Annotated in this window: 24 protein-coding genes; 11 read left to right on the forward strand and 13 right to left on the reverse strand. The window is 66.5% G+C overall.

Translation table 11 applies throughout. The features are described 5' to 3' along the window. Nucleotides 1-2: 2 nt before the first annotated feature. The 4 genes from B2869_RS16895 to rpsA all read right to left on the reverse strand — a co-directional run bounded on the left by B2869_RS16895 (nt 3) and on the right by rpsA (nt 4,342). The gene (locus B2869_RS16895; RefSeq protein WP_292769105.1) at nt 3-863 is read right to left on the reverse strand and encodes an ABC transporter permease; all 861 of its coding nucleotides are present in this window, start codon (nt 861-863) and stop codon (nt 3-5) included. Next, on the reverse strand, nt 860-1,900 hold the full coding sequence (locus tag B2869_RS16900; protein ID WP_136025024.1) for an aliphatic sulfonate ABC transporter substrate-binding protein: 1,041 nt from the start codon (nt 1,898-1,900) through the stop codon (nt 860-862). The genes B2869_RS16895 and B2869_RS16900 overlap by 4 nt, the downstream gene beginning before the upstream one ends. Beyond that, nucleotides 1,897-2,745 carry an ABC transporter ATP-binding protein gene (locus tag B2869_RS16905; protein WP_292769109.1) on the reverse strand — a complete coding sequence of 283 codons (849 nt, stop codon included), beginning with the start codon at nt 2,743-2,745 and terminating at the stop codon, nt 1,897-1,899. Before B2869_RS16905 ends, B2869_RS16900 begins: the two co-directional genes overlap by 4 nt. Before the next feature lie 142 nt (nt 2,746-2,887). Then, nucleotides 2,888-4,342, reverse strand: a complete 1,455-nt coding sequence (gene rpsA, locus B2869_RS16910; protein WP_021201539.1) for a 30S ribosomal protein S1 — start codon at nt 4,340-4,342, stop codon at nt 2,888-2,890. Nucleotides 4,343-4,581: 239 nt separating this feature from the next. Here rpsA and B2869_RS16915 point away from each other — a divergent pair, with 239 nt between their 5' ends. Together B2869_RS16915 and B2869_RS16920 are read left to right on the forward strand one after the other, a co-directional pair. Continuing rightward, nucleotides 4,582-5,136, forward strand: a complete 555-nt coding sequence (locus B2869_RS16915) for a hypothetical protein (protein WP_292769114.1) — start codon at nt 4,582-4,584, stop codon at nt 5,134-5,136. Between the two features lie 197 nt (nt 5,137-5,333). Then, the gene (locus B2869_RS16920) at nt 5,334-5,939 is read left to right on the forward strand and encodes a hypothetical protein (protein ID WP_292769117.1); all 606 of its coding nucleotides are present in this window, start codon (nt 5,334-5,336) and stop codon (nt 5,937-5,939) included. A 17-nt stretch (nt 5,940-5,956) separates the two neighbouring features. Here B2869_RS16920 and B2869_RS16925 read toward each other — a convergent pair whose 3' ends face one another. Further along, on the reverse strand, nt 5,957-6,682 hold the full coding sequence (locus tag B2869_RS16925) for a hypothetical protein (protein ID WP_292769120.1): 726 nt from the start codon (nt 6,680-6,682) through the stop codon (nt 5,957-5,959). Nucleotides 6,683-6,770: 88 nt separating this feature from the next. Here B2869_RS16925 and B2869_RS16930 point away from each other — a divergent pair, with 88 nt between their 5' ends. Next, nucleotides 6,771-7,709, forward strand: coding sequence for a 5'-3' exonuclease (locus tag B2869_RS16930; protein WP_292769124.1), 939 nt, complete (start codon nt 6,771-6,773; stop codon nt 7,707-7,709). Nucleotides 7,710-7,732: 23 nt separating this feature from the next. On the opposite strand, the gene B2869_RS16935 is transcribed toward B2869_RS16930, so the two are convergent. Together B2869_RS16935 and trpD are read right to left on the reverse strand one after the other, a co-directional pair. After that, on the reverse strand, nt 7,733-8,719 hold the full coding sequence (locus B2869_RS16935; protein WP_292769126.1) for a PHP domain-containing protein: 987 nt from the start codon (nt 8,717-8,719) through the stop codon (nt 7,733-7,735). Between the two features lie 2 nt (nt 8,720-8,721). Further along, nucleotides 8,722-9,792, reverse strand: a complete 1,071-nt coding sequence (gene trpD / locus B2869_RS16940) for an anthranilate phosphoribosyltransferase (RefSeq protein WP_029264931.1) — start codon at nt 9,790-9,792, stop codon at nt 8,722-8,724. Nucleotides 9,793-10,080: 288 nt separating this feature from the next. On the opposite strand from trpD, the gene B2869_RS16945 reads away from it, so the two are divergent. The 7 genes from B2869_RS16945 (at nt 10,081) to B2869_RS16975 (ending at nt 16,018) form a co-directional block, all read left to right on the forward strand. Continuing rightward, on the forward strand, nt 10,081-10,638 hold the full coding sequence (locus tag B2869_RS16945) for a cytochrome c oxidase subunit 3 (protein WP_208323613.1): 558 nt from the start codon (nt 10,081-10,083) through the stop codon (nt 10,636-10,638). Between the two features lie 20 nt (nt 10,639-10,658). Continuing rightward, on the forward strand, nt 10,659-11,462 hold the full coding sequence (locus B2869_RS16950; protein ID WP_029258331.1) for a c-type cytochrome: 804 nt from the start codon (nt 10,659-10,661) through the stop codon (nt 11,460-11,462). Nucleotides 11,463-11,498: 36 nt separating this feature from the next. After that, nucleotides 11,499-12,575, forward strand: a complete 1,077-nt coding sequence (locus B2869_RS16955; RefSeq protein WP_021201548.1) for a ubiquinol-cytochrome c reductase iron-sulfur subunit — start codon at nt 11,499-11,501, stop codon at nt 12,573-12,575. Continuing rightward, nucleotides 12,572-14,383: a cytochrome b gene (locus B2869_RS16960; RefSeq protein ID WP_021201549.1), complete on the forward strand. Its 1,812-nt coding sequence runs from the start codon at nt 12,572-12,574 to the stop codon at nt 14,381-14,383. The genes B2869_RS16955 and B2869_RS16960 overlap by 4 nt, the downstream gene beginning before the upstream one ends. Nucleotides 14,384-14,463: 80 nt before the next feature. Beyond that, nucleotides 14,464-14,868, forward strand: coding sequence for a RidA family protein (locus tag B2869_RS16965; protein WP_021201550.1), 405 nt, complete (start codon nt 14,464-14,466; stop codon nt 14,866-14,868). Beyond that, nucleotides 14,865-15,386 (forward strand): GNAT family N-acetyltransferase, encoded by a 522-nt coding sequence (locus B2869_RS16970; RefSeq protein ID WP_292769134.1) that lies wholly within the window; start codon nt 14,865-14,867, stop codon nt 15,384-15,386. The genes B2869_RS16965 and B2869_RS16970 overlap by 4 nt, the downstream gene beginning before the upstream one ends. A gap of 212 nt (nt 15,387-15,598) precedes the next feature. Continuing rightward, a complete protein-coding gene (locus B2869_RS16975; RefSeq protein WP_029264927.1) occupies nt 15,599-16,018 on the forward strand; it encodes a rhodanese-like domain-containing protein in 420 nt (139 codons plus the stop codon). A 65-nt stretch (nt 16,019-16,083) separates the two neighbouring features. Here B2869_RS16975 and B2869_RS16980 read toward each other — a convergent pair whose 3' ends face one another. From B2869_RS16980 to B2869_RS17000, 5 genes are all read right to left on the reverse strand, one after another. Then, nucleotides 16,084-16,518 (reverse strand): cytochrome c oxidase subunit 4, encoded by a 435-nt coding sequence (locus B2869_RS16980; RefSeq protein ID WP_021201553.1) that lies wholly within the window; start codon nt 16,516-16,518, stop codon nt 16,084-16,086. Nucleotides 16,519-16,521: 3 nt separating this feature from the next. After that, a complete protein-coding gene (gene ctaD, locus B2869_RS16985) occupies nt 16,522-18,261 on the reverse strand; it encodes a cytochrome c oxidase subunit I (protein WP_292769141.1) in 1,740 nt (579 codons plus the stop codon). Nucleotides 18,262-18,264: 3 nt separating this feature from the next. Further along, nucleotides 18,265-19,167 (reverse strand): cytochrome c oxidase subunit II, encoded by a 903-nt coding sequence (coxB, locus tag B2869_RS16990; protein WP_029258335.1) that lies wholly within the window; start codon nt 19,165-19,167, stop codon nt 18,265-18,267. 143 nt (nt 19,168-19,310) lie between these two features. Beyond that, a complete protein-coding gene (erpA, locus tag B2869_RS16995) occupies nt 19,311-19,673 on the reverse strand; it encodes an iron-sulfur cluster insertion protein ErpA (RefSeq protein ID WP_017830247.1) in 363 nt (120 codons plus the stop codon). Nucleotides 19,674-19,743: 70 nt separating this feature from the next. Further along, on the reverse strand, nt 19,744-21,147 hold the full coding sequence (locus tag B2869_RS17000; RefSeq protein WP_292769147.1) for a dipeptidase: 1,404 nt from the start codon (nt 21,145-21,147) through the stop codon (nt 19,744-19,746). A gap of 46 nt (nt 21,148-21,193) precedes the next feature. Here B2869_RS17000 and B2869_RS17005 point away from each other — a divergent pair, with 46 nt between their 5' ends. Continuing rightward, nucleotides 21,194-21,766 carry a DUF3043 domain-containing protein gene (locus B2869_RS17005; protein ID WP_292769151.1) on the forward strand — a complete coding sequence of 191 codons (573 nt, stop codon included), beginning with the start codon at nt 21,194-21,196 and terminating at the stop codon, nt 21,764-21,766. Here the strand turns inward: B2869_RS17005 and B2869_RS17010 are convergent. After that, nucleotides 21,741-22,778 carry a quinone-dependent dihydroorotate dehydrogenase gene (locus B2869_RS17010; RefSeq protein WP_292769154.1) on the reverse strand — a complete coding sequence of 346 codons (1,038 nt, stop codon included), beginning with the start codon at nt 22,776-22,778 and terminating at the stop codon, nt 21,741-21,743. The two genes, B2869_RS17005 and B2869_RS17010, sit on opposite strands and share 26 nt — an antisense overlap. Between the last annotated feature and the right edge of the window lie 8 nt (nt 22,779-22,786).

A 22,786-nucleotide genomic window follows, 5' to 3' on the forward strand; every position in this document is an offset into this window, starting at 1 on the left:
GCTCACACCCACCGACGGAGCAGGTACTTCTCCACCAGCACGAGAACGCCGTTGGTGATGGTGCCGAGCAGAGCCAACAGCACGATCGAGAGGAGGATGCGGTCCACTCGACCGCTGTTCTGAGAATCCGTGAGCAGGAAGCCGAGCCCCATGGACGAAGCGATGAGCTCAGCAGCGACCAGGAACAACCACGCCTGGGCCAGCGCGAGACGGAGGCCGGAGACGACGGACGGCACGACCGCGGGCAGCTGCACGATGCGGAACAACGACCATCCGTGCAGGCTGAACGAGCGTCCGGCCTCGACGAGCTGCGGGTCGACATGCCGGAGTGCGGAGGCGACCGTGGTGTAGACGGGGAAGAACGCCCCGATCGCGATGAGCGTGACCTTGGACTCCTCCCCGATCTGCATCCAGAGGATCAGCAGCGGCACCCAGGCCAGCGACGGCACGGCGCGGATGGCGGCGAGCGTCGGGCTCAGCAGCACGTCGCCGAGCCGGGACAGCCCCACCACTCCCGCCGCGGCGAGACCGATCAGGGAGCCGATCGCGAATCCGAGCAGCACGCGCTGCACGGAGATGGCGATGTGGGTCCAGAGCTGGCCGCTCTCCGCGAGCTCGACACCGGCCTGGAAGACCGAGGCGGGCGTGGGCAGGCGGTAGGGCGGGATGAGCCCGTTCGTCGTGACGACCTGCCAGACGATCAGGATGATCGCCGGGAGGAGGAGGCCGGCGACGATGCGAACGACCGGACGGTCCCAGGTGCGCCGGGCAGCGGCATCGGGCCGCCTGAGGTCGCCCTTCGCGAAGTCGAGCGCGTCCCGCGAGTCGGCAGGCACGATCACGCGCTGGTCGAGTTCACTCACTCGCCGTCGACCGCCTTCTCGGCGAAGGTCGCGTTCACGATCGAGGAGAGCGCCTTGTCGACGGAGTCCTTGCCGCCCTGCACGTCGCCGGACTCCACGAGCACGGGGGCGATCTTCTCGAGCACGGCGATCTGGTCGTCGCCGGGGACGCCGCTCACGTCGAGGTTCGAGCGCTCCTCGATCACGGTGGTGGCGACGCCGAGGTCGATGCCGGCGACCTCGGCCAGGAGCGCCGCAGTCTTGTCGGGGTTCTCCAGCGCCCACTCGCGTGCCTGCTCGTAGGCGTCGACGACCGCCTGGGCGAGGTCGGGGTGGTTCGTGATGAAGTCCTCGGTGGCGTTGAGGAAGCCGTACGTGTTGAAGTCGACGTTGCGGTAGACGAGCTTGTCGCCCGACTCTGCCTCGGCCGCGGCCATGATCGGATCGAGACCCGACCACGCGTCGACCGAACCGCCGTCGAGAGCCGCCCGGCCGTCGGCGTGCTGCAGGTTCTGCACTTCGACGTCCGAGAGCGACAGGCCGCCCTCTTCGAGCGCCTGCAGCAGGAAGAAGTAGGGATCGGTGCCCTTGGTGGCAGCCACGGAGGCGCCCTTCAGATCTTCGATCGACGTGATGTCGCTGTCCGGTCCGACGACGATGGCCGCCCACTCCGGCTGCGAGAAGATGTCGATGACCTGGATGGGCGAGCCGTTGGCACGGGCAAGGAGCGCCGCGGATCCCGCGGTCGATCCGACGTCGACCGAGCCGGAGCGCAGCAGTTCGTTGGCCTTGTTGGAGCCGGCGGACTGCACCCACTCGACGGCGACCTCATCGCCGAGGATGTCTTCGAGGATGCCCTGGTCACGGATCACGAGGCTCAGCGGGTTGTACGTCGCGAAGTCGATCGACAGCGTGTCGGACGACCACTCGGTGGTCCCGGAGGTGGGCTTCGTGTCGGTGGCCGCGGCGTTCTCTCCCGCGACGCAACCGGTCGCGACGAGCATCATCGTCCCGGCGATCGCGATCGCGGGGACGATTCGGCGGGTGGTGATGCTCATCGGGTCTCCTCGGCGGTGCGGTGGTGGGTGTCGACGCCGAGGCCCTCGAGAAGGTCGGCGCGCAGGTCGGCGAGACCGCGATCGGCGCGGTCTCTGGGGCGGGTGCCCGGAACGGTGATCGTGCGGGCGATGGAGGACTCGTCGCCGTCGATCGCGCCCAGCGTGCGCAGCAGGAGGACACGGTCGGCCAGGTAGAGGGCTTCTTCCACATCGTGCGTGACGAGGAGGATCGTGGTGGGCTCCGCGGAGTGGATCTTCAGCAGCAGATCGTGCATGCGCAGGCGCGTGAGCGCGTCGAGCGCTCCGAAAGGCTCGTCGAGCAGGAGCACGCCGGGGTTCCGGGCGAGAGCCCTGGCGAGGGATGCGCGCTGGGCCATGCCGCCGGACACCTCGCGCGGACGCTGATCCGCCGCATGATCGAGGCCGACCAGCTGCAGCAGCTCACGGACGCGTTCGCGGCCGAGGCGGCGTGCGGTGCCCCGCGGGAGGCCGAGTTCGACGTTCTGTGCGATCGTGCGCCACGGGAGCAGCCTCGGCTCCTGGAACGCCACGGCCGTGCGCTCGTCCACGTCGGCGACGGGCGTGTCGTCGAGTCGGATGCCGCCTCGTGTCGGCGCGTCCAGACCTCCGACGAGGCGCAGCAGGGTCGACTTGCCGCAGCCGGAGGGCCCGACGACGGCCACGATCTCACCGGCGGCTATGTCGACGTCGACGCCCCGCAGCACGTCGCGGTGGCCGTGCGGCAGAGGAAACGATCGTTCGATGCCTTCGAGCCGAACGGCCTGTGCCGTACCCACCGTCGTCGGAGCGACGGTGGTGCGCGGTGCGGGCAGCAGGGTGGTCATACGCCCATGCTGGCCGAGCGGATCGGTTGTCACGAATGCCGTCGTAATGTTGCGTCACGAGCGGGATTCCGTGGTGTGGATATGCGAAACGGGCCGCCACACCCGCCCGAAGGCGAGGTGACGACCCGTTCCCGAATGCTGCTTAAGCGTTGCCGCCCGAGAGCTTCTCGCGCAGAGCGGCGAGAGCCTCGTCGTCCGCGAGGGTGCCGGCGCCGGCAGCCTCGCTGGTGAAGGTCTGACCGCCGAAGTCGTCTCCGGCCGCAGCCTCGGCCTCGGCCGCCTTGACGACCTGAGCCTTGTGCGCCTCCCAGCGAGCCTGGGCTGCAGCGTACTCCTGCTCCCATGCCTCGCGCTGGGCGTCGAAGCCTTCCTTCCACGCACCGGTCTCGGCGTCGAAGCCCTCCGGGTACTTGTACTCGCCGTTCTCGTCGTACTCGGCGAGCATGCCGTACAGGGCCGGGTCGAACTCGGTGCCGTTGGGGTCGACCGACTCGTTGGCCTGCTTCAGCGACAGCGAGATGCGACGACGCTCGAGGTCGATGTCGATGACCTTGACGAAGACCTCTTCGCCGACCGACACGACCTGCTCAGCCAGCTCGACGTGCTTGCTGGAGAGCTCGGAGATGTGGACGAGGCCCTCGATGCCGTCTGCGACGCGGACGAACGCACCGAACGGGACGAGCTTGGTGACCTTACCCGGCGTGACCTGTCCGATCGCGTGGGTACGGGCGAAGACCTGCCACGGGTCCTCCTGCGTCGCCTTCAGCGACAGGGAGACGCGCTCGCGGTCGAGGTCGACCTCGAGGATCTCGACGGTGACCTCCTGGCCCACCTCGACGACCTCGGAGGCGTGCTCGATGTGCTTCCAGGACAGCTCGGAGACGTGCACGAGGCCGTCCACGCCGCCCAGGTCGACGAACGCACCGAAGTTGACGATCGACGAGACGACACCCTTGCGGACCTGACCCTTGTGCAGGTTGTTCAGGAACGTGGTGCGCGACTCCGACTGCGTCTGCTCGAGCAGCGCACGGCGGCTCAGGACGACGTTGTTGCGGTTCTTGTCGAGCTCGAGGATCTTGGCCTCGATCTCCTGGCCGAGGTACGGCGTGAGGTCGCGGACGCGGCGCAGCTCGATGAGCGAAGCCGGCAGGAAGCCACGGAGGCCGATGTCGACGATGAGTCCACCCTTGACGACCTCGATGACCGTACCGGTGACGACGCCGTCGTTCTCCTTGATCTTCTCGACGTCTCCCCAGGCACGCTCGTACTGTGCGCGCTTCTTGGAGAGGATCAGACGGCCTTCCTTGTCCTCCTTCTGGAGAACGAGGGCCTCGACCAGATCGCCGACAGCGACGACCTCGTTGGGGTCGACGTCGTGCTTGATCGAGAGCTCGCGCGAGGGGATGACACCCTCGGTCTTGTAGCCGACATCGAGGAGGACCTCATCGCGGTCGATCTTGACGATCGTGCCTTCGATGATGTCGCCGTCGTTGAAGAACTTCAGGGTCTTCTCGACCGCGGCCAGGAAGTCCTCAGCAGATCCGATGTCGTTGATGGCGACCTGCTTGGTGGCCGGGGCGGTCGTTGCGGTAGTCATGTAGTGGGTTGTCCTTGTTGAATGGAGACTCGGGCTGGGAGGCAACGACCGCGCACGGCCGACTGCATGCTTCACAGCAGTTGGATTTTGGTTTTCTCGTCACGAGGGCACGCGCATGCACGCCACGAGTGACGGTTAAGGCTATCAGAAGTTCGGATACTGCAGGCGTCGGATTCCGACGGGCGCCGACCTGTGGATAACTCCCCCGGGCCCGACGCGCTCCGGGCTACCGTGACGTGGTGATCTCGCCGACTCCTCCTCTCGCCACTTCCCGACGCCTCGGCGCTCTCGCGACGGTCGCCGTTGCCATAACACTCGCGGGCTGCGCGCCGACTCCGGCTCCGACGCCCACGCCGACCGCAGCCTTCGCCTCGGAAGAAGAAGCCTTCGCCGCCGCGGAGGCGACGTACCGGGCCTACACGGACGCATTGAACGCTGTGGAACCCGCAAACCCTGACACGTTTGACAGCACGTACGCCTTTTCAAGTGGCGGAGTCCAAAGAGCTGACCGAGAGAACTTCTCGACGATGCACGCCGAAGGTTATTCGATCAGCGGCGACGCGGTGGTGACCCGTTTCGTTGGACAAGCCGCCAGGGAGGCGCTTGAGGTCGTCGATGCAATCATTTGTGTCGATGTCAGCGGCGTCACGGTACTCGACGCAACCGGCACCTCCGTAGTCAATTCCGACCGCCCTGACATGTACGAGATCGAGACGACCTTCAAATGGGATGGTGACCACCTTCGGGTCGACGAAGTCGAGAGTGTCGAGGGCACTACATGCTCCGGGCTTTAGCAGCGGTGTCCGTGGGCCTTTCCTTGTTTACCTCGGCGAGCTCTGGCAGCAGCGATGGCGGAAGTGACCTACTAACAGGCACGGACGGGAAGACGGTTGTAATCTCCGGCACCCAGACCCAGCCCTCTTCCGGCAGCCCACACAACAACGCCCCGGGCGGAGGGTCCCCGTCCACCCCGACCTCTCCGGCTTTCCCGGTGCACGAGTTCGACTTCGATTCGTGTCTCGACGACTGGAACAGCTCCCGCAGCTGCTTTCGCGCCGCGGTCGACGAGGAACCGACGTCACCCCCGCCACCGGCGACGGATGAGCCCGCCGCCCCGGCGATCACGATCGACGACCTCGCACAATTCGCTCCCGATCCGGTCGCGAACGTCGGCGAACCCGACAACGTCGGTGTGGCCGGGATGCCGACGAACTTCGTCGCGGCGGCGTCCGCGCACACGCGCTCGGGCACCCTTCTCGGCACCCCTCTCTCGGTGCGGTTCACACCTGTCGACTATGAGTTCGTGCACGGCGACGGCACCTCTGCGACATCGAGCACCGGCGGACAGACCTGGTCGGCGCTCGGTCAGGCGCCGTTCACCCCGACCGCGACGAGCCACGTCTATCGCGAGCGCGGCACGTACCAGGCGCATGTCAGCGTCCGCTACGCCGCGGAGGTCGACCTCGGCGGCGGCTGGTTCCCGGTCGCCGGCACACTCGCGATCGCGGGTCCCGCGCGGGAAATACGCATCTTCGAGGCTCGCACCGCACTCGTGGCCTTCACCTGCGAACAGCGCCCATCGGCCCCAGGCTGCTGAGCGACATCGAAGAAGGGCTAGCGCGCGACGGTCACGACGACCGGGGCGCCGTCCGCATCGACGTACCCGTCGAGCGTCAGTTTCGCGTCCTGGTCGATGCCCTCCGCCGTCACGAACGTGATCTGCGGAACCAGATCCATCGTGCAGACCTCGTTCGCACTCTCCTCGAGCCGAACGATCGCCTCGTTCTCGCTGACGGCCTCGACGGCCCCGGATGCAGGCATGCAGGTCGACGATCCCCAGGTGAGGACCGCAAGTTCATGCGCGTCGATCCATGTCGCCGCGGGTATCTGCTCGGGCATCCGATCGGCCGGGATGATCTCCCCTGAGACGAGTCCGGGAAGCGTCAGTTCCGTGGTCTCTCCCCCAGGATCCGTCACTGTCAGCTCGACAGGTCGCGAGGAATCGAACGCCGCCGGCAGCCCGACGTACATCCCGTGAGCGGTCTGCACTGCCGCGCACACCTCATCCGCGCCGTCGACGAGAACGAGCTCGAGCGATTGGTCCCCCGCGACGATGTCCCCGATCTGCGGAGCGCACGCATCGCCCCACGTCTTCACGACGAACGACGTCGCATCCAGCCATGCCGCCTGCGGTGCGTACGTCGTGTCGGAGGTGTCCGGAGCGGACGTCGATTCCGGGACAGGGGAGGTCCCCGCCGACATCGCGCATCCGCTCAGTGCCGCAGCGAGCGCGAACCCACCCAGGACGAGGGACGAGAACGTGCGAAGAGAAGCTGTCATACCCGTGAGTGTCGCAACCGCGCGGATCGTCTCACGCTCCGGCCCGCGACCACCGCCCGGTGTCGCACGCCCGTGCCAGACTGTGCTGGTGACCGATCGCCTCATGCTGCTCGACACCGCCAGCCTCTACTTCCGCGCCTTCTACGGCGTCCCCGACAAGGTGACGGCGCCCGACGGCTCTCCGATCAACGCGGCTCGCGGTCTGCTCGACATCATCGCGAAGCTCGTCACGCTCTACGAGCCCACCCATGTCATCGCCTGCTGGGATGACGACTGGCGCCCGCAATGGCGCGTCGATCTGATCCCCAGCTACAAGGCGCACCGTGTCGTCGAGGTCGTCGAGGTCGGACCTGACGTCGAAGAGGTCCCCGACCCCCTCGAAGCGCAGATCCCCCTCATCCGGGAGACGCTCGCCGCGATCGGGATCCCGATCATCGGAGTGGCGGAGCACGAGGCCGACGACGTCATCGGCACGCTCGCGACCGGTGCCACGATGCCGGTCGACATCGTCACCGGAGACCGCGATCTGTTCCAGCTCGTCGACGACTCCCGCGATGTGCGGGTCATCTACACCGCGCGCGGCATGAGCAATCTCGAGGTCGTGACCGATGCGACGGTGGTCGCGAAGTACGGGGTGCTCCCCTCGCAGTATGCCGACTTCGCCACCATGCGCGGCGACGCCTCAGACGGCCTTCCCGGTGTGGCCGGGATTGGTGAGAAGACCGCCGCGACGCTGCTGCAGACCCACGCCGACCTCGAGGGCATCCGCGCCGCCGCCGAGGCCGGAGAGGGCATGAGCGCCGGGGTGCGGGCGAAGGTGCTCGCCGCATCCGCCTACCTCGATGTGGCCCCCACCGTGGTCGCGGTCGCCACGTCGCTTCCCATCACGGCGCCCGACATCCCGTTGCGGGTGCTCGATCCCGCGGAGGTCGATGCGGCGACGGCTCTCGCCGAGAAGTGGAACCTCGGCGGCTCGATGACGCGCGCGGTGTCAGCGGTGTCGAAGGCCGCCCTCGCGTCCGGCTGACCCCCGGGCAACCGCAGCTGCACCTATTCCGCCCAGGCGAGAAGCCGGGAGAGTCCCCAGGTCGTCACGATCCGGGAGGCAGGAATCCGCGCGCGCTCGGCTCGCTCCGCGCCGTGATCCAGCAACGAGAGCTGACCGGGAGCGTGCGCATCCGAGTCGATGGAGAAAAGGCACCCTGCTTCGAGCGCGATCGCGATCAGTTCATCCGGCGGATCCTGACGCTCGGGGCGCGAGTTGATCTCGACCGCCACTCCGTTGTCCGCGCATGCGGCGAAGACCGCCGCCGCGTCGAATGCCGACTGCGCGCGGGTCCCTCGTTCCCCCTGCACCAGGCGCCCGGTGCAGTGCCCGAGCACGTTCACCCTGGGGTGCGACACCGCGGCGATCATGCGTGCGGTCATCGGACGCGAGTCCATCCGCAACTTCGAATGCACCGATGCCACGACGACGTCCAGTTCGCGGAGCAGGGAGTCCTCCTGGTCGAGAGCGCCGTCCTCGAGGATATCGACCTCGATGCCGGCAAGCAGGGTGAAACCGTCACCGGACTCCGCACGCACCAGGGGCATCTGCTCCCGAAGCCGCTCGGCCGAGAGCCCTCTGGCCACCCGAAGACGCGGCGAGTGATCCGTTATCGCCTGATACTCATGGCCCAACGCGCGAGCTGCCGCTGCCATGACAGAGATGGGAGTAGTGCCGTCGGACCAGTCGGTGTGAGCGTGCAGGTCGCCGCGCAGCTTCGTGTGCAGCAGCGAGACACGCTCAGGTTCGACGTCGCCACGCAGCTCGACGAGGTAGTCCGGCACCTGCCCGGCCTGCGCCTGACGGATCACCGCGAAGGTGGATTCTCCGATGCCCTTCGCCGCTCTCAGGCGGGTGGGATCGGCCCGGACGTCGTCCGGGAGATCCTGCAGGGTCGCCGCAGCCTGACGAAAAGCCTTCGCTCGGTACCGTGAGGCCCGCTCGCGCTCCAGAAGAGAGGCGATCTCCAGCAGGGCGTCGACGGGATCCACGGTCACTCCTTCGGGGCCGCCAGCTCGCGACTGACGGAGATCCACTGGTCGAGCTTGGCCAGGGCACGGCCGTCGTCGACCGCCGCCGATGCCTTGTCGTACCCCTCGCGCAGTCGTTCGAGGATCGGGCGCTGCACCTGCATGGCGTCCTGGGAGAGTTCGAACGCGACGATGCCCGCCGCCGCATTGAGCAGCACGATGTCGCGCACCGCCCCGGTCTCCCCCGCCAGCGTCCGTCGCAGCACCTCCGCGTTGTGCTGCGGCGATCCGCCGATCAGGTCGGCCAGGTCGGCGATCGGGATGTCGAGGTCACGGGGGTCGAGGTCGTGCTCGTGGATGTCCCCGCGGGTGACCTCCCAGATGCGGCTGTGGCCGGTCGTGGTGAGCTCGTCGAGTCCGTCGTCGCCTCGGAACACCAGCGCGGTCGCGCCGCGGGTCCGGAAGACGCCGGTGATCAGCGGTACGCGCTCGATCTGCGCGACACCCACGGCGTTGGCTTCGGCGCGCGCAGGGTTGCACAGCGGCCCGAGCATGTTGAAGACGGTGGGAACCCCGAGCTCCGCGCGGACGGATCCTGCGTGCTTGAAGCCGGGGTGGAACGCGCCCGCCCACGCGAAGGTGATCCCGGTGCGGTCGAGGATGGATGCGACGGCGGCGGGGTCGAGTGACAGTTCGAGGCCGAGAGCACCGAGCACGTCTGAGGAGCCGGAAGCCGAACTCGCCGCACGGTTGCCGTGCTTGACGACGGGCACGCCGGTGGCGCCGATGATGATCGCCGCCGTGGTCGAGACGTTCACCGTGCCGACGCGGTCGCCGCCCGTCCCGACGATGTCGAGCACATCAGGAGAGACGGGAAGAGGGACCGCAGCCTCGAGGATCGCGTCGCGGAAGCCGACGATCTCGTCGATCGTCTCCCCCTTGGCACGAAGAGCGACGAGGAATCCTGCCAGCTGGGCCTCCGTGACGTTGCCCTGCATGATCTGCCGCATGGCCCACGTCGACTCCCACACGCTGAGATCGCGACGCTCCAGAAGAGAGGTGAGCACGTCGGACCAGGTCAGGGAATCAGCCATGTGTGCGATCCTATCGGCGCAGAGAAAACATGCAGATGCTTCCGAACACACGTGCACCCCACCCCCACCCCTTGTTTCCCGCGGATTCACCGGGTATTCGCAGTGTTTTCTTAGGGTCTCCTAAGTCGTCGACCGGCAACTCGAAGGTCGCTGGTGCAAGAATCACGCCCGCGGATCGGCCATAATGGAGGGGTGACGACCTCAGCGACGTATGCCCCGGCGGCGAGAACGGTTAAGCGGCCCAACCCGGTAGCTGTCGGCACCATTGTGTGGCTCGGCAGTGAGGTGATGTTCTTCGCGGGACTCTTCGCGATCTACTTCACCCTCCGCAGCACCTCTCCGGAGCTGTGGGCGGCCCGGACCGAGCTGCTGAACGTCCCGTTCGCCGCAGTGAACACTGCGATCCTCGTACTCTCCTCGTTCACGTGCCAGATGGGCGTGTTCGCGGCAGAGGACCTGCAGCCCTACAAGATCGGCAAGGGACAGAAGAACGGCGCCGGACGCCGTCGCCTGTTCGGATGGGGAATGGTCGAGTGGTTCTTCCTCACCTTCGCCCTCGGCGCGATCTTCGTCTCCGGCCAGGTCTGGGAGTATGCCCAGCTCGTTGCTGAGGGCATGCCCATCAGCGCTGACTCGTACGCTTCCGCGTTCTACCTGACGACGGGCTTCCACGCCCTGCACGTCACCGGCGGACTGGTCGCGTTCCTGCTCGTCATCGGACGCGCATACGCCGTCAAGAACTTCCGGCACAAGGAGGCGACCTCCTCGATCGTGGTGTCCTACTACTGGCACTTCGTCGACGTCGTCTGGATCGTGCTGTTCCTCGTTATCTACTTCCTGAAATAAGAGCGGAGCTGATCCCCGAGATGGCACGAGAGAAGAAGCGCCGTTCCAGCGGTCGTCGCAGCCCTTTGGCGGCGGCCGCGCTCATCGGCGCAGGCCTCATGATCACCGGCGCCGTGTATGCCGGCGCGACCGCTGCGTTCGCCGCGACCGACACCCAGTCGGCGGCGACCTCGCAGTTGACCGTCGAGGACGGCAAGAAGCTGTTCACGGCCAACTGCGCCACCTGCCACGGTCTCGACCTGCAGGGAACCGCCAACGGCCCCAGCCTCTACGGCGTGGGTGAGCTGGCGACCGAGTTCCAGCTCTCGACCGGCCGCATGCCTCTGCAGATGCAGGGCCCCCAGGCGCCGCAGAAGGCCCCGCAGTTCACCGAGGACCAGATCCTCGCGATCTCGTCCTTCGTCCAGTCCGAGGCTCCCGGCCCGACGTTCCCGTCGGACCACATCCTCGACGGCAAGGGCGATGTCTCCAACGGCGCCGAGCTGTTCCGCGTCAACTGCGCGATGTGCCACAACGTGGCCGCCGCGGGTGGAGCGCTCACCGAGGGCAAGTACGCCCCCGGACTCAGCGAGACCAGCGCGCTGCACATGTATGCCGCCATGGTCACCGGCCCCCAGAACATGCCGGTCTTCGGCGACATGAACCTGTCCGACGAGGACAAGCGAGACATCATCTCGGCGCTGCTCTTCCAGCAGCAGTCCGTGCAGATCGGTGGCTTCTCGCTGGGCTCGCTCGGTCCGGTCTCCGAAGGCCTGTTCGTGTGGATCTTCGGTATCGGCGCGCTCGTCGCCGTCACCGTGTGGATCACGGCGAAGTCCAACTGACGCTTAATCATCGAAGAGGAACGTACGAGGAGCACCATGGCACACGACGACGACTCGCAGGCTCTTGACAGGGCCTACCAGCCCTCTCCGGGGCTGGGTGTCGCAGTCAGCGATCCCGTGCAGAACCCCGGGCTTCCGCCGCACCGCGAGCGGATGACCGATAAGGACCCGCGCGCCGAGAAGGCCGCTGTCCGCACTGTCTACACGCTGTTCTATCTCTCGCTCGCCGGCAGCATCTGGGCGGTCGCCGCCTACATGCTGTTCCCGATCGAGAGCGGCGCGCTCATCGACATCCGGCAGAACAACCTCTTCATCGGTCTCGGCATCGCGCTCGCGCTGCTGGCCCTCGGCATCGGTGCCATCCACTGGTCCAAGGCCCTCATGTCCGACAAGGAGTTCATCGAGCACCGCCACCCCACCCGTGGCAAGGACTCCACGCGCGAAGCGGCCATCAAGGCCTTCTCCGACGCGAATGAAGAGTCGGGCTTCGGCCGTCGCTCGATGATCCGCAACTCGCTTTTCGCCGCGATCGTCGCCTCGATCATCCCCGGCGTGACGCTGTTCCGTGGCCTGGCGCCGCACTCCACTCCGGAAGACCCCACCGCGGGCGACCCGGTCGTGCTGCTCAAGCACACCATGTGGGAAGAGGGTGCGCGCCTGGTGCGCGATCCCGACGGCACCCCGATCCGCGCGGCTGACGTCACCCTGGGTTCGGCGTTCCACGTGATCCCGGAGGAACTCGCCACCCTCAGCCACAGCGACGGCTACCTCGAAGAGAAGGCCAAGGCCATCGTGCTGATGATGCGCCTGCGCCCCGAGCAGCTGATCGAGGCCGAGGACCGCAAGGACTGGTCCTACGACGGCATCGTCGCGTACTCCAAGGTCTGCACGCACGTCGGATGCCCTGTGGCTCTGTACGAGCAGCAGACCCACCACCTGCTGTGCCCGTGCCACCAGTCGCAGTTCGACGTCACGGACCATGCAAAGGTCATCTTCGGCCCGGCGGCTCGTCCGCTGCCGCAGCTGCCCATCACCGTCGATGACGAGGGCTACCTGGTCGCACGCAGCGACTTCAAGGAACCCGTCGGCCCGAGCTTCTGGGAGCGCCATTGAGCACCGCAACGCTGTCCAAAGAGGACAAGGACACCAAGGCGCCCCTCGGCGGTCGCTTCGTCGGTGCCGCGTCGAACTACATCGATGAGCGCACCAGCCTCTCCGGCTTCGTCAAGGAGCTCGGACGCAAGATCTTCCCCGACCACTGGTCGTTCATGCTCGGCGAGATCGCGCTCTGGAGCTTCGTCGTGGTGTTCCTCTCCGGAACCTTCCTGACGTTCTTCTTCCAGGCGTCCATGGTCGAGACCCACTACACCGGCGCCTACGCTCCGATGCGGGGTATCGAGATGTCCGCGGCGCTCGAGTCGTCGCTGCACATCTCCTTCGATCTGCGCGGTGGACTCCTGGTCCGGCAGATCCACCACTGGGCCGCCCTCGTGTTCATCGCCGGCATCGGCGTGCACATGCTCCGCGTGTTCTTCACCGGTGCCTTCCGCAAGCCGCGTGAGCTCAACTGGGTGATCGGCTTCATCCTCTTCATCCTCGCGATGGCCGAGGGCTTCACCGGATACTCGCTTCCCGACGACCTGCTCTCGGGCAACGGCCTCCGCATCATCGACGGCATGATCAAGGGTCTCCCCCTGATCGGCACCTGGACCTCGTTCCTCCTCTTCGGTGGCGAGTTCCCGGGTACCGACATCGTCGGACGCCTGTACACGCTGCACATCCTGCTGCTGCCGATGCTCGTCATCGCGCTGATCGTGGTGCACCTGATGCTCATGATCATCAACAAGCACACGCAGTTCGCCGGCCCGGGCCGCACGAACGACAACGTCGTGGGCTACCCGATGATGCCGGTGTACATGTCCAAGATGGGCGGATACCTGTTCATCGTCTTCGGCACCATCGTGTTGATCGCGACGTTCTTCCAGATCAACCCGATCTGGAACTACGGTCCGTACGACCCGTCCCCTGTCTCTGCCGGCACCCAGCCCGACTGGTACATCGGCTTCGCCGACGGCGCCCTGCGTCTGGCACCGTCGAACTGGGACATCGTCTTCCTCGACCACACCTGGTCGTTCGGCATCATCGCCCCGGTTCTGGTCCTCGGCCTGTTCATCGTGGCGGTGGCGATCTACCCCTTCATCGAGGCGTGGGTCACCGGAGACAAGCGCGAGCACCACATCGCACAGCGCCCGCGCAACGCCGCGACGCGCACGGCGATCGGTGTGGCCGGCGTCATCTTCTACGCCGTCCTCTGGGCTGCGGCATCGTCCGACCTCATCGCGACGCACTTCATGCTCACGATGGAGGGCGTGATCCACACGCTGCAGGCCCTGCTCTTCCTCGGGCCGATCCTGGGTTACTTCGTCACGAAGCGCATCTGCATCGCGCTGCAGAAGAAGGACCGCGAGATCGTGCTGCACGGTTTCGAGTCCGGCCGCATCGTCCGCCTCCCCGGTGGCGAGTTCATCGAGGTGCACCAGCCGGTCGACAAGTACGACCGCTGGAAGCTGATCGACGTCGACACTTACGAGCCCCTCGTGGTGCGCCCCAATGACAAGGGCCGCATCCCGTGGACCGAGAACCTCCGTTCCTCGATCTCCCGTTGGTTCTTCGAGGACCGTCTCGCCCCGCTCACGCAGGCCGAGGTCGAGGCGGCGGATGCTCACCAGCACCACGTCACGGCTCACAACGACGAGACCGAGGCTGCAGAGATCCAGGGCGCCCACGAGCGCGCAGGATTCCCTGACGCCCCGCTCACGGTCGATGAGACCCACGTCGACGAGACGCCGAACACGCCGAGCACGGTCATCGCGACCGAGCCGGTGAAGAAGCCTCGCAAGAAGTCGGAGGATGGCGAGTAGTCGCCACTCCCCCACTGATGAAGGCCTCGTCCCTGCGGACGGGGCCTTCATCGTTAATCCCCTAATGAGAGGATCGATCCATGTCGTCCGTCGTCCAGCTGATCCGCGGCACCGCCCTCGCCGAAGTCCCCTACGCCTACGCCGCGACCGCACCGGCCGGCTCACGCCTGATCTTCCTCGCCGGCGCGTGCCCGCTGAACGACGACGGCACGACTGCTGCACCCGGTGACTACGCCGCTCAGGCGGCCAAGTGCGTAGAGACCCTCCAGGGGGCGCTCGAGATCGCCGGCGCGACCATCACCGACGTCATCAGCACGCGGGTACTCGTGGCCTCCTCATCGCAGGCCGACCTCGTCGCGGCCTGGGATGTCATCCATGCGGCTTTCGGCGCGCACGACGTGCCCAGCACGCTCCTGGGCGTGACGGTGCTCGGCTACGACGACCAGCTGGTCGAGATCGAAGCGATCGCGGCTGTCTCCGAATGAGCATCAACGTCGTCGTCCGCCCGGCCGCGCCCGACGATGACGCGGCAACGGAACAGATCGAAGTGGCCGCCGATGCCCTCCTCATCGAACGGTTCGGAGCCGTCGACTGGCCTCCCCCGACGCCCCCGCAGGAACGCGCGTCGATGCCGGGCTTCGTCCTCGTCGCCGAACACCACGACGGGACCACCACGACGCCGGTCGTTGTCGGATTCGTGCACGTGCTGGAGCTCGACGGCCACGCGCATCTCGAGCAGCTCTCGGTGCTTCCCTCTTACGGACGCCAGGGTATCGGTCGTGAGCTCGTCACGGCCGCGCTCACGGAATCGCGCCACCGGGGTCATACCGAGATCACCCTTCGGACCTACATCGACGTGCCCTGGAACGCCCCCTTCTACACGTCCTGCGGCTTCGTCGTGAGCGAGCCGGACACCCCACTGCTCCGAGACCTGGTCCAGGTCGAATCCGCGCTGGGCCTCTTCGAGCACGGACCACGCACGCAGATGACGGCTGTGCTCTGATTCACGGCTGTGCTCTGATCCACGGATGTGCTCTGATCGGTAGCAGTACGTCGATCGTCGAACGCGCCACGACCGACGACGGCACCTCTGCCGCTGACCTCGCCCGGCCGCCCTAGCTGGCGTATACCCCCGGCTCCGGCATTGACCGCAATCCGTCGCTGAGCGACTGGATTCCGCCGGATGGTTCTCGCGTGTCTCCGTAGGCTGGAATCATGATCGATCGTGCCGAGTTCTACGCAGCCAAGTTGACCTATGAGACAGACCCCAGCGATGTGCACGCGGCGCTCAAGGCCGGCGAGAACATCGTCGTCGTCGACGTCCGCTCCGACGAGGCGTGGGCCCAGGGGCGGATCGCCGGTGCCGTGCACATGCACTACAGCGAGATCGCCTCACGTGCTGCCACCGAGATCCCCGAGGGTACGGACGTGGTCGTCTACTGCTGGAGCCCCGGCTGCAACGCCGGCGCCAAGGGCGCGCTCGAGTTCGCCCGCCTCGGATACGCCGTACGCGAGATGATCGGCGGTTTCGAGTACTGGGTCCGGGAGGGTTACGCGGTCGAAGACAGCGATGGCGTCCACCACCGCCCCGTGGATCCGTTGACCGGCATCGCACGCATCCGCGCCCACGCCTGATCACGGCCCCGGCGCACGAAGAAGGCCCCCGGATTCCTCCGGGGGCCTTCTTCAGTGCAGCTGGGTCAGCGGGCGAAGTTGCCGCGGTAATACTCGTACACCCAGCCGACGATCGCGACGACGAAGATCGCGAGGCCGATCGGCAGGAGGAAGTGCCCGACCGCGAGCCCCACCACGAAGACTCCCGCCGAGGCAGCGAGGACGATGGGCCACCAGGACCACGGGCTGAACTCGCCGAGCTCCGGGTCACCGTCGTCGATGTCGGAGGTCAGGATGTCTTCGGGCAGCTCACCACGCTGCGCCTTGTGAGTGCGATCGAGATAGAACGCGATCATCGCTGCCATGAAGGCGGCGAAGAACAGGGCGACCGTACCGACCCACTCGATTCGCATCGCGAAGTTGTCGTTCGGTGTGGCCAGGATGTGCCAACCGGTGTAGACGACTCCGACGAGAGCGAAGAACGCCGTCAGGATCCACCAGAGAATGACGTTGTCGCGCATGACTTAGTGGGCCTCTCGCTCGCCGGGAGCCGTCGTGGCGAACTCCGCAGCCTCCGGGTGATTCAGGTCGAACGCAGGCCGCTCGCTGCGGATGCGCGGGATCGACGTGAAGTTGTGACGCGGGGGCGGGCAGGACGTCGCCCACTCGAGCGATCCGCCGTAGCCCCACGGGTCGTTGACCGTGACCTTCGGCGCCTTGCGGGCGGTGATCCAGACGTTCAGGAAGAACGGCAGCATCGAAGCGCCCAGGATGATGGCACCGATCGTCGAGACCTGGTTCTGCCAGGTCCATCCGTCGGCCTCCGAGTAGTCGGCGTAACGACGCACCATGCCGTCGACGCCCAGCCAGTGCTGGATGAGGAAGGTCATGTGGAAACCGATGAACAGAAGCCAGAAGTGCACGTAGCCGAGACGCTCGTTCAGCATGCGTCCGGTCCACTTCGGCCACCAGAAGTAGAAGCCGGCGAACATGGCGAACACCACGGTTCCGAACACCACGTAGTGGAAGTGGGCGACCACGAAGTACGAGTCGGAGAGGGCGAAGTCCAGCGGCGGAGCCGCGAGGATGACACCGGTCAGACCACCGAAGACGAACGACACGAGGAACCCGAGAGCGAAGACCATCGGAGTCTCGAAGGTGACCGACCCTCGCCAGAGGGTACCGATCCAGTTGAAGATCTTCACACCCGTCGGCACGGCGATCAGCATCGTCATGAGCGCGAAGAACGGCAGCAGGACCGAGCCCGTCACATACATGTGGTGAGCCCACACCGCGACCGAGAGAGCAGCGATGGCGATCGTCGCGTAGACGAGGGTCTTGTATCCGAAGATCGGCTTGCGGCTGAAGACCGGGAAGATCTCGGAGACGATACCGAAGAACGGCAGCGCGATGATGTACACCTCGGGGTNNGGGTGACCGAAGAACCAGAACAGGTGCTGCCAGAGCAGAACGCCGCCGTTGGCCGGGTCGTAGATGTGAGCACCGAGGATGCGGTCGGCCGCCGCGGCGAAGATGGCTGCGGCAAGCACCGGGAACGCCATCAGGATCAGGAGGCTCGTGATGAGCGTGTTCCACGAGAAGATCGGCATGCGCCACATCGTCATGCCGGGGGCACGCATCGTGATGATCGTGGTGATGAAGTTGACGGCACCGAGGATCGTTCCGAATCCGGAGATGCCGAGACCCACCATCCAGAGGTTTCCACCCGCACCCGGCGAGAACGATGCCCCTGCCAACGGCTGATAGGCGAACCACCCGAAGGATGCCGCGCCCTGCGGGGTGAGGAAGCCGGCCACCGCGATCGTGGAGCCGAACAGGAAGAGCCAGAAGGCGAAGGCGTTCAGACGCGGGAAGGCGACGTCAGGGGCGCCGATCTGCAAGGGCAGGATCGCGTTGGCGAAGCCGGCGAACAGCGGCGTCGCGAACATCAGCAGCATGATCGTGCCGTGCATCGTGAACAGCTGGTTGTACTGCTCCTTGGTCGGGATGATCTGCATACCCGGCGCGAACAGCTCGGCACGGATGACGAGTGCCATCACACCGCCGAGGAGGAAGAACATCACCGACGCGATCAGGTACATGTACCCGATGGTCTTGTGGTCGGTGGAGGTGATCCACTTGACGACGATGTTGCCCTTCTGCTCGACGCGCGAGGAGCTCATGAGAGCGGCCTGGCGTGCGGGCAGAGTCTGGGGACGCGAGCGGGGAGACTCGTCGGTACGGGGAGCTTCTGTGGTCGACATGGCTTACTCCCCTCCTTCCTCGGTGTCGGTCTTCGGGGTGGTCCCCGGAAGGTTCGAGAGACGGTCGTAGGCGCCGGTGATGTCACCGGTGTTGCCCTGCTCCTCGAGCGACGCGAGGTAGGAGTCGTACTCGCTCTGCGAGACGACCTTCACGTTGAAGAGCATCATCGAGTGGTACTCACCGCAGAGCTCGGCGCACTTGCCGGCGTACTCGCCCTCACGTGTCGGGATGAACGACCAGGAGTTGTCCTTCCCGATGAACATGTCCTTCTTGTACAGGAAGTCGATGATCCAGAAGGAGTGGATGACGTCGCGCGACTGAAGGTTGATCGTGACCTTCTTGTCGACCGGCAGCACCAGCGTCGGCAGCTGCGCCTGATCGATGTTGCCGTCCTTGTCGGGCTGGGCCTGGATGCCCATGGTCCACACGGCGTCGGAGTTGTCCTTCTCGTCTCCGTCGTACTGGAAGTCCCACGCCCACTGCTTCGCGATGGCGGTGATCTCGACGTCGGGCTCGTCCCACTTGGCCTCGATCTCCGTCTGATCGCGAGCGGTGAAGAAGAACATGCCCAGAACCAGGATGAGCGGCACGATCGTGTAGAAGATCTCGATCGGCATGTTGTAGCGCATCTGCACCGGGAGACCGGTCTGGCCCTTGCGACGGCGGTAGGCGATCGCCGCCCAGGCCATCAGGCCCCAGGTGATGATGCCGACGGCGAGAAGCACGATCCACGAGTTGACCCAGAGCGACGAGACACGCTCGGTCTGGTTGGTGGCCGCGGGTCCACCCTCCACGAAGCCCGGAAGAAAGCCGTTCAGCTCGGTGGGAGAGCATCCCGCCAGGGCCAAGGCTGCCGCAACTCCCACAGGGAGGGCGGCCCAACGAAGGCTGCGTTTCGAGGGCACGATGCACCTTTCAGATCGCGAACAGAGCACACCCAAGTCTAGGGCAACCTCACACCTGATTCATGCCATCCACGCAGGTTGTGGAACCAGAACGGCCGCCGTCANNGGGGGGGGGGGGGGGGCCCGAGTCGGCAGAGCGAGGATCAGTGGAAGCTGTCGCCGCACGCGCAGCTGCCCGCTGCATTGGGGTTGTCGATCGTGAACCCCTGCTCGGAGATCGTGTCCTTGAAGTCGATCGCCGCACCGTCGAGGTACGGGACGCTCATGTTGTCGATGATCACCTCGACGCCGTCGAAGTCGACCGTCTCGTCGCCCTCGAGATAGCGCTCGTCGAAGTACAGCTGGTAGATCAGGCCCGAGCATCCGCCCGGCTGCACGGCGACACGCAGACGCAGATCGTCGCGGCCTTCCTGCTCGAGGAGGTTCTTCACCTTCGTGGCAGCAGCGTCGGTCAGGGTGACGCCGTGTGCGCGGGTGGTCTCTGGGGAGAGTGTGGTGTCGCTCATGTCGCTCCTTGTGACGGGCCGCAGGTGCACGGCTTCTCGGATGATTCTACCGCCGCAGATGCTGTGAGGCTCAGAGTTCCGCCTCATTCATGCGGGCCAGCAGCAGCGCCTCGGTCGCGACCGCATGACGGAACGTGTCGAGGTGCAGCGACTCGTTCGGGCTGTGTGCCCGCGAATGGGGATCTTCGACACCGGTGACCAGGATCTGTGCGGCCGGGAACTCTCGCACCAGATCGGCGATGAAGGGGATCGATCCCCCCACGCCCAGATCGACCGGAGCGACTCCGTAGCCGTCACGCATGGCGTCGCGGGTCAGAGCGACCGCCCAGCCGCTCGTGTCCACCAGGAAGCCGTCGCCGAGATCGACATCCGAGAACGTGAGCTCTGCTCCGAACGGCGCATGCGCGCGAAGATGACCCTCGAGTGCGTCGTAGGCTTCCTGACCGGTCTGCCCGGGGGCGACGCGAGCGCTGATCACGACGGTCACCTCGGGGAGCAAAGTGTTGGACGCCGCAGCGACGCTCGTGGCATCGATACCGATCACCGTGACCGACGGCTTGTTCCAGATGCGGCTGAGGATCGTCCCGTCACCGATCGGAGTGGTGCCGGGCAGAAGTCCGGCCTCATCGCGCAGAGTCGCCTCGGTGTAGTCCGGCGTCGGCGCATCGCGCTCCGTCATCCCCTCGACCGCCACCGAGCCGTCGGCGTTCCACAGCGTGGACAGCAACGTGACGGTCGCCATCATCGCGTCGGGCACCGCGCCGCCGAACATCCCGGAGTGCGAGGCGTGGTCCAGGGTGCGCACGCGCATCGTGAAGCGGGCGTTGCCGCGGAGGGAGACGGTGAGACCAGGAGTCACGGAATCCCAGTTGCCGGAATCGGCGACCACGATGGCGTCAGCGCGGAGCGCATCCTTGTTGTCGGAGAGGAACTGGGCGAATGAACGGGATCCATACTCCTCTTCGCCCTCGATGAACATCGCGATACCGAGCTCGAGGTCATCGCCGAGCACCTCGCTCACCGCACGGATCGAGGCGATGTGCGACATGATCCCGGCCTTGTCGTCCGCCGCTCCACGTCCGTAGAGACGCCCGTCGCGTACGGTCGGCTCGAACGGCGGCGTCTCCCACAGGGCGTCATCCCCAGGAGGCTGCACGTCGTGGTGCGCATAGAGCAGGATGGTGGGCTTGCCGTTGCGTGCCGCGCGGGTGGCGAGGACGGCCGGCTGTCCCTGCTCGTCGGTGCCCGGGATCGCTGCGCGGAGCACGCGCACCTCGTCGAAGACCCCCGTGTCCGATGCCAGGGCCGCCACGGCATCCGCACTGCGTTGCAGCTGGGTCTGATCGAACGCGGGCCAGGCCATCCCCGGAATGCGAACGAGGTGACCGAGATCCGACAGCGCAGCGGGGATTCCAGTCGCCACCGCCTCGAGGACAGCGGCATCGGACTCACGGGGAGGAACAGGAGAGGTCATGCGAGTAATCTTAAGGTGATCCCCCGCCGGCGAACCGAGGAACTCCGTGTCCACTACCCCTACCTCCCCTTCCACGAACGACGACGCCCCCGAGACGACTGCCGTCGGCAAGGGGCGCGCGACGCCGACCCGTGCGGAGCAGGAGGCAGCACGTCGCCGCCCCCTGGTCGCCAACACCAAGGAAGCGAAGGCGGCCGCGAAGGCGGACCTCAACGAGCGTCGCGCCCGCGCCCAGGCCGGCATGGCCGCCGGCGAGGAGAAGTACCTCCCCGTCCGCGACAAGGGTCCGCAGCGCCGTTGGGTGCGCGACTACGTGGATGCCGGCTGGCACCCGGCCGAGTTCGTGATGGGAGTGATGGTGCTGGTCATCCTCGCCTCGCTCGTTCCGGCCAACACGGTCATCTCGTTCTACGCCTACATCGTGATGATGGGCTACCTCGTCATCGCCATCGGCGGCATGGTCCTGCTCGGCATGCGGGTCAAGCGCAAGGCCGCGGCCAAGTTCGGCAAGGATCGCCTCGAGCGCGGCCTCGGATGGTACGCCGCGATGCGCGCGCTTCAGATGCGCTTCATGCGTCTTCCGAAGCCGCAGGTCAAGCGCGGCCAGTACCCCGACTGAGCAGTCCCCTGTTGATCTCGCGGCCCCAGAACGGACCGCGGTACAGGAAAGCGGTGTAGCCCTGCACGAGGGTCGCCCCCGCATCGAGGCGCTCCTGCACGTCGGACGGCGTCTCCACTCCCCCGACGGCGATCACACAGAAGTCGGAAGGAACAGCTTCGCGCACCACGCGGAGCACTTCGAGCGAGCGCTTCTTCAACGGCGCTCCGGACAGACCTCCCGCTCCCGCAGCCTCGACTGTGGCGGTATCCGTGAGCAGCCCGTCTCGGCTGATCGTGGTGTTGTGAGCGATGATTCCTGCAAGCCCCTCGGCTACCGCCATCTGCGCGATCGCCGTGATCTCCTCGTCAGACAGGTCCGGCGCGATCTTGACGAGCAGCGGAGTGGCCCCGGATGCCTCGCGCACGGCGCGCAACAGCGGCGCGAGCGTTTCCACGGCCTGCAGTCCCCGGAGGCCCGGGGTGTTCGGAGACGACACGTTCACGGCCAGATAGTCGGCGAGCGGAGCCAGCCGCGTCGCCGAGGCCACGTAGTCGGCCGTCGCATCCTCGACCTCGACGACTCGGCTCTTGCCGATGTTGACACCGATGATCGTGTCGGGAGCCCCGCGACGCAGGCGTGCGAGACGACGTGCCGCTGCATCCGCACCCGCGTTGTTGAAGCCCATCCGATTGACCACGGCACGGTCCGCGATGAGACGGAAGAGCCGCGGCTTCGGGTTGCCATCCTGCGGTATCGCCGTCACAGTGCCGACTTCCACGTGCCCGAAGCCGAGAGCCGCGAGTCCCTGCACACCCACCGCGTTCTTGTCGAAACCCGCGGCGACGCCGAACGGCGACGGGAACGTGAGACCGAGCGCCTCGACGCGCAGCGACGGGTCGGGACGGGTGATCGCACGCGTGGCCCACGAGAACGGGGGCACGCCGAGAACACGGATCACCGCCATGCCGGCGTGGTGGGCGAACTCGGGGTCGAAGCGCGAGAGGACAGCGCGGAAGAGCAGCGGATACATCCCTGCCA

Origin of the sequence: Microbacterium sp. UBA3486 (assembly GCF_002377845.1) — a bacterium.
Lineage (GTDB): Bacteria > Actinomycetota > Actinomycetes > Actinomycetales > Microbacteriaceae > Microbacterium > Microbacterium maritypicum_A.

Coding starts and splice junctions, on each gene's coding strand:
- B2869_RS16965 (WP_021201550.1), top strand. CDS start 14,464: ATGTCGTCCGTCGTCCAGCTGATCCGCGGCACCGCCCTCGCCGAAGTC.
- rpsA (WP_021201539.1), bottom strand. CDS start 4,342: ATGACTACCGCAACGACCGCCCCGGCCACCAAGCAGGTCGCCATCAAC.
- B2869_RS16900 (WP_136025024.1), bottom strand. CDS start 1,900: ATGAGCATCACCACCCGCCGAATCGTCCCCGCGATCGCGATCGCCGGG.
- B2869_RS16955 (WP_021201548.1), top strand. CDS start 11,499: ATGGCACACGACGACGACTCGCAGGCTCTTGACAGGGCCTACCAGCCC.
- B2869_RS16980 (WP_021201553.1), bottom strand. CDS start 16,518: ATGCGCGACAACGTCATTCTCTGGTGGATCCTGACGGCGTTCTTCGCT.
- B2869_RS16975 (WP_029264927.1), top strand. CDS start 15,599: ATGATCGATCGTGCCGAGTTCTACGCAGCCAAGTTGACCTATGAGACA.
- erpA (WP_017830247.1), bottom strand. CDS start 19,673: ATGAGCGACACCACACTCTCCCCAGAGACCACCCGCGCACACGGCGTC.
- B2869_RS16905 (WP_292769109.1), bottom strand. CDS start 2,745: ATGACCACCCTGCTGCCCGCACCGCGCACCACCGTCGCTCCGACGACG.
- B2869_RS16950 (WP_029258331.1), top strand. CDS start 10,659: ATGGCACGAGAGAAGAAGCGCCGTTCCAGCGGTCGTCGCAGCCCTTTG.
- B2869_RS16945 (WP_208323613.1), top strand. CDS start 10,081: ATGTTCTTCGCGGGACTCTTCGCGATCTACTTCACCCTCCGCAGCACC.
- B2869_RS17000 (WP_292769147.1), bottom strand. CDS start 21,147: ATGACCTCTCCTGTTCCTCCCCGTGAGTCCGATGCCGCTGTCCTCGAG.
- B2869_RS16925 (WP_292769120.1), bottom strand. CDS start 6,682: ATGACAGCTTCTCTTCGCACGTTCTCGTCCCTCGTCCTGGGTGGGTTC.
- B2869_RS17010 (WP_292769154.1), bottom strand. CDS start 22,778: ATGTATCCGCTGCTCTTCCGCGCTGTCCTCTCGCGCTTCGACCCCGAG.
- B2869_RS16970 (WP_292769134.1), top strand. CDS start 14,865: ATGAGCATCAACGTCGTCGTCCGCCCGGCCGCGCCCGACGATGACGCG.
- trpD (WP_029264931.1), bottom strand. CDS start 9,792: ATGGCTGATTCCCTGACCTGGTCCGACGTGCTCACCTCTCTTCTGGAG.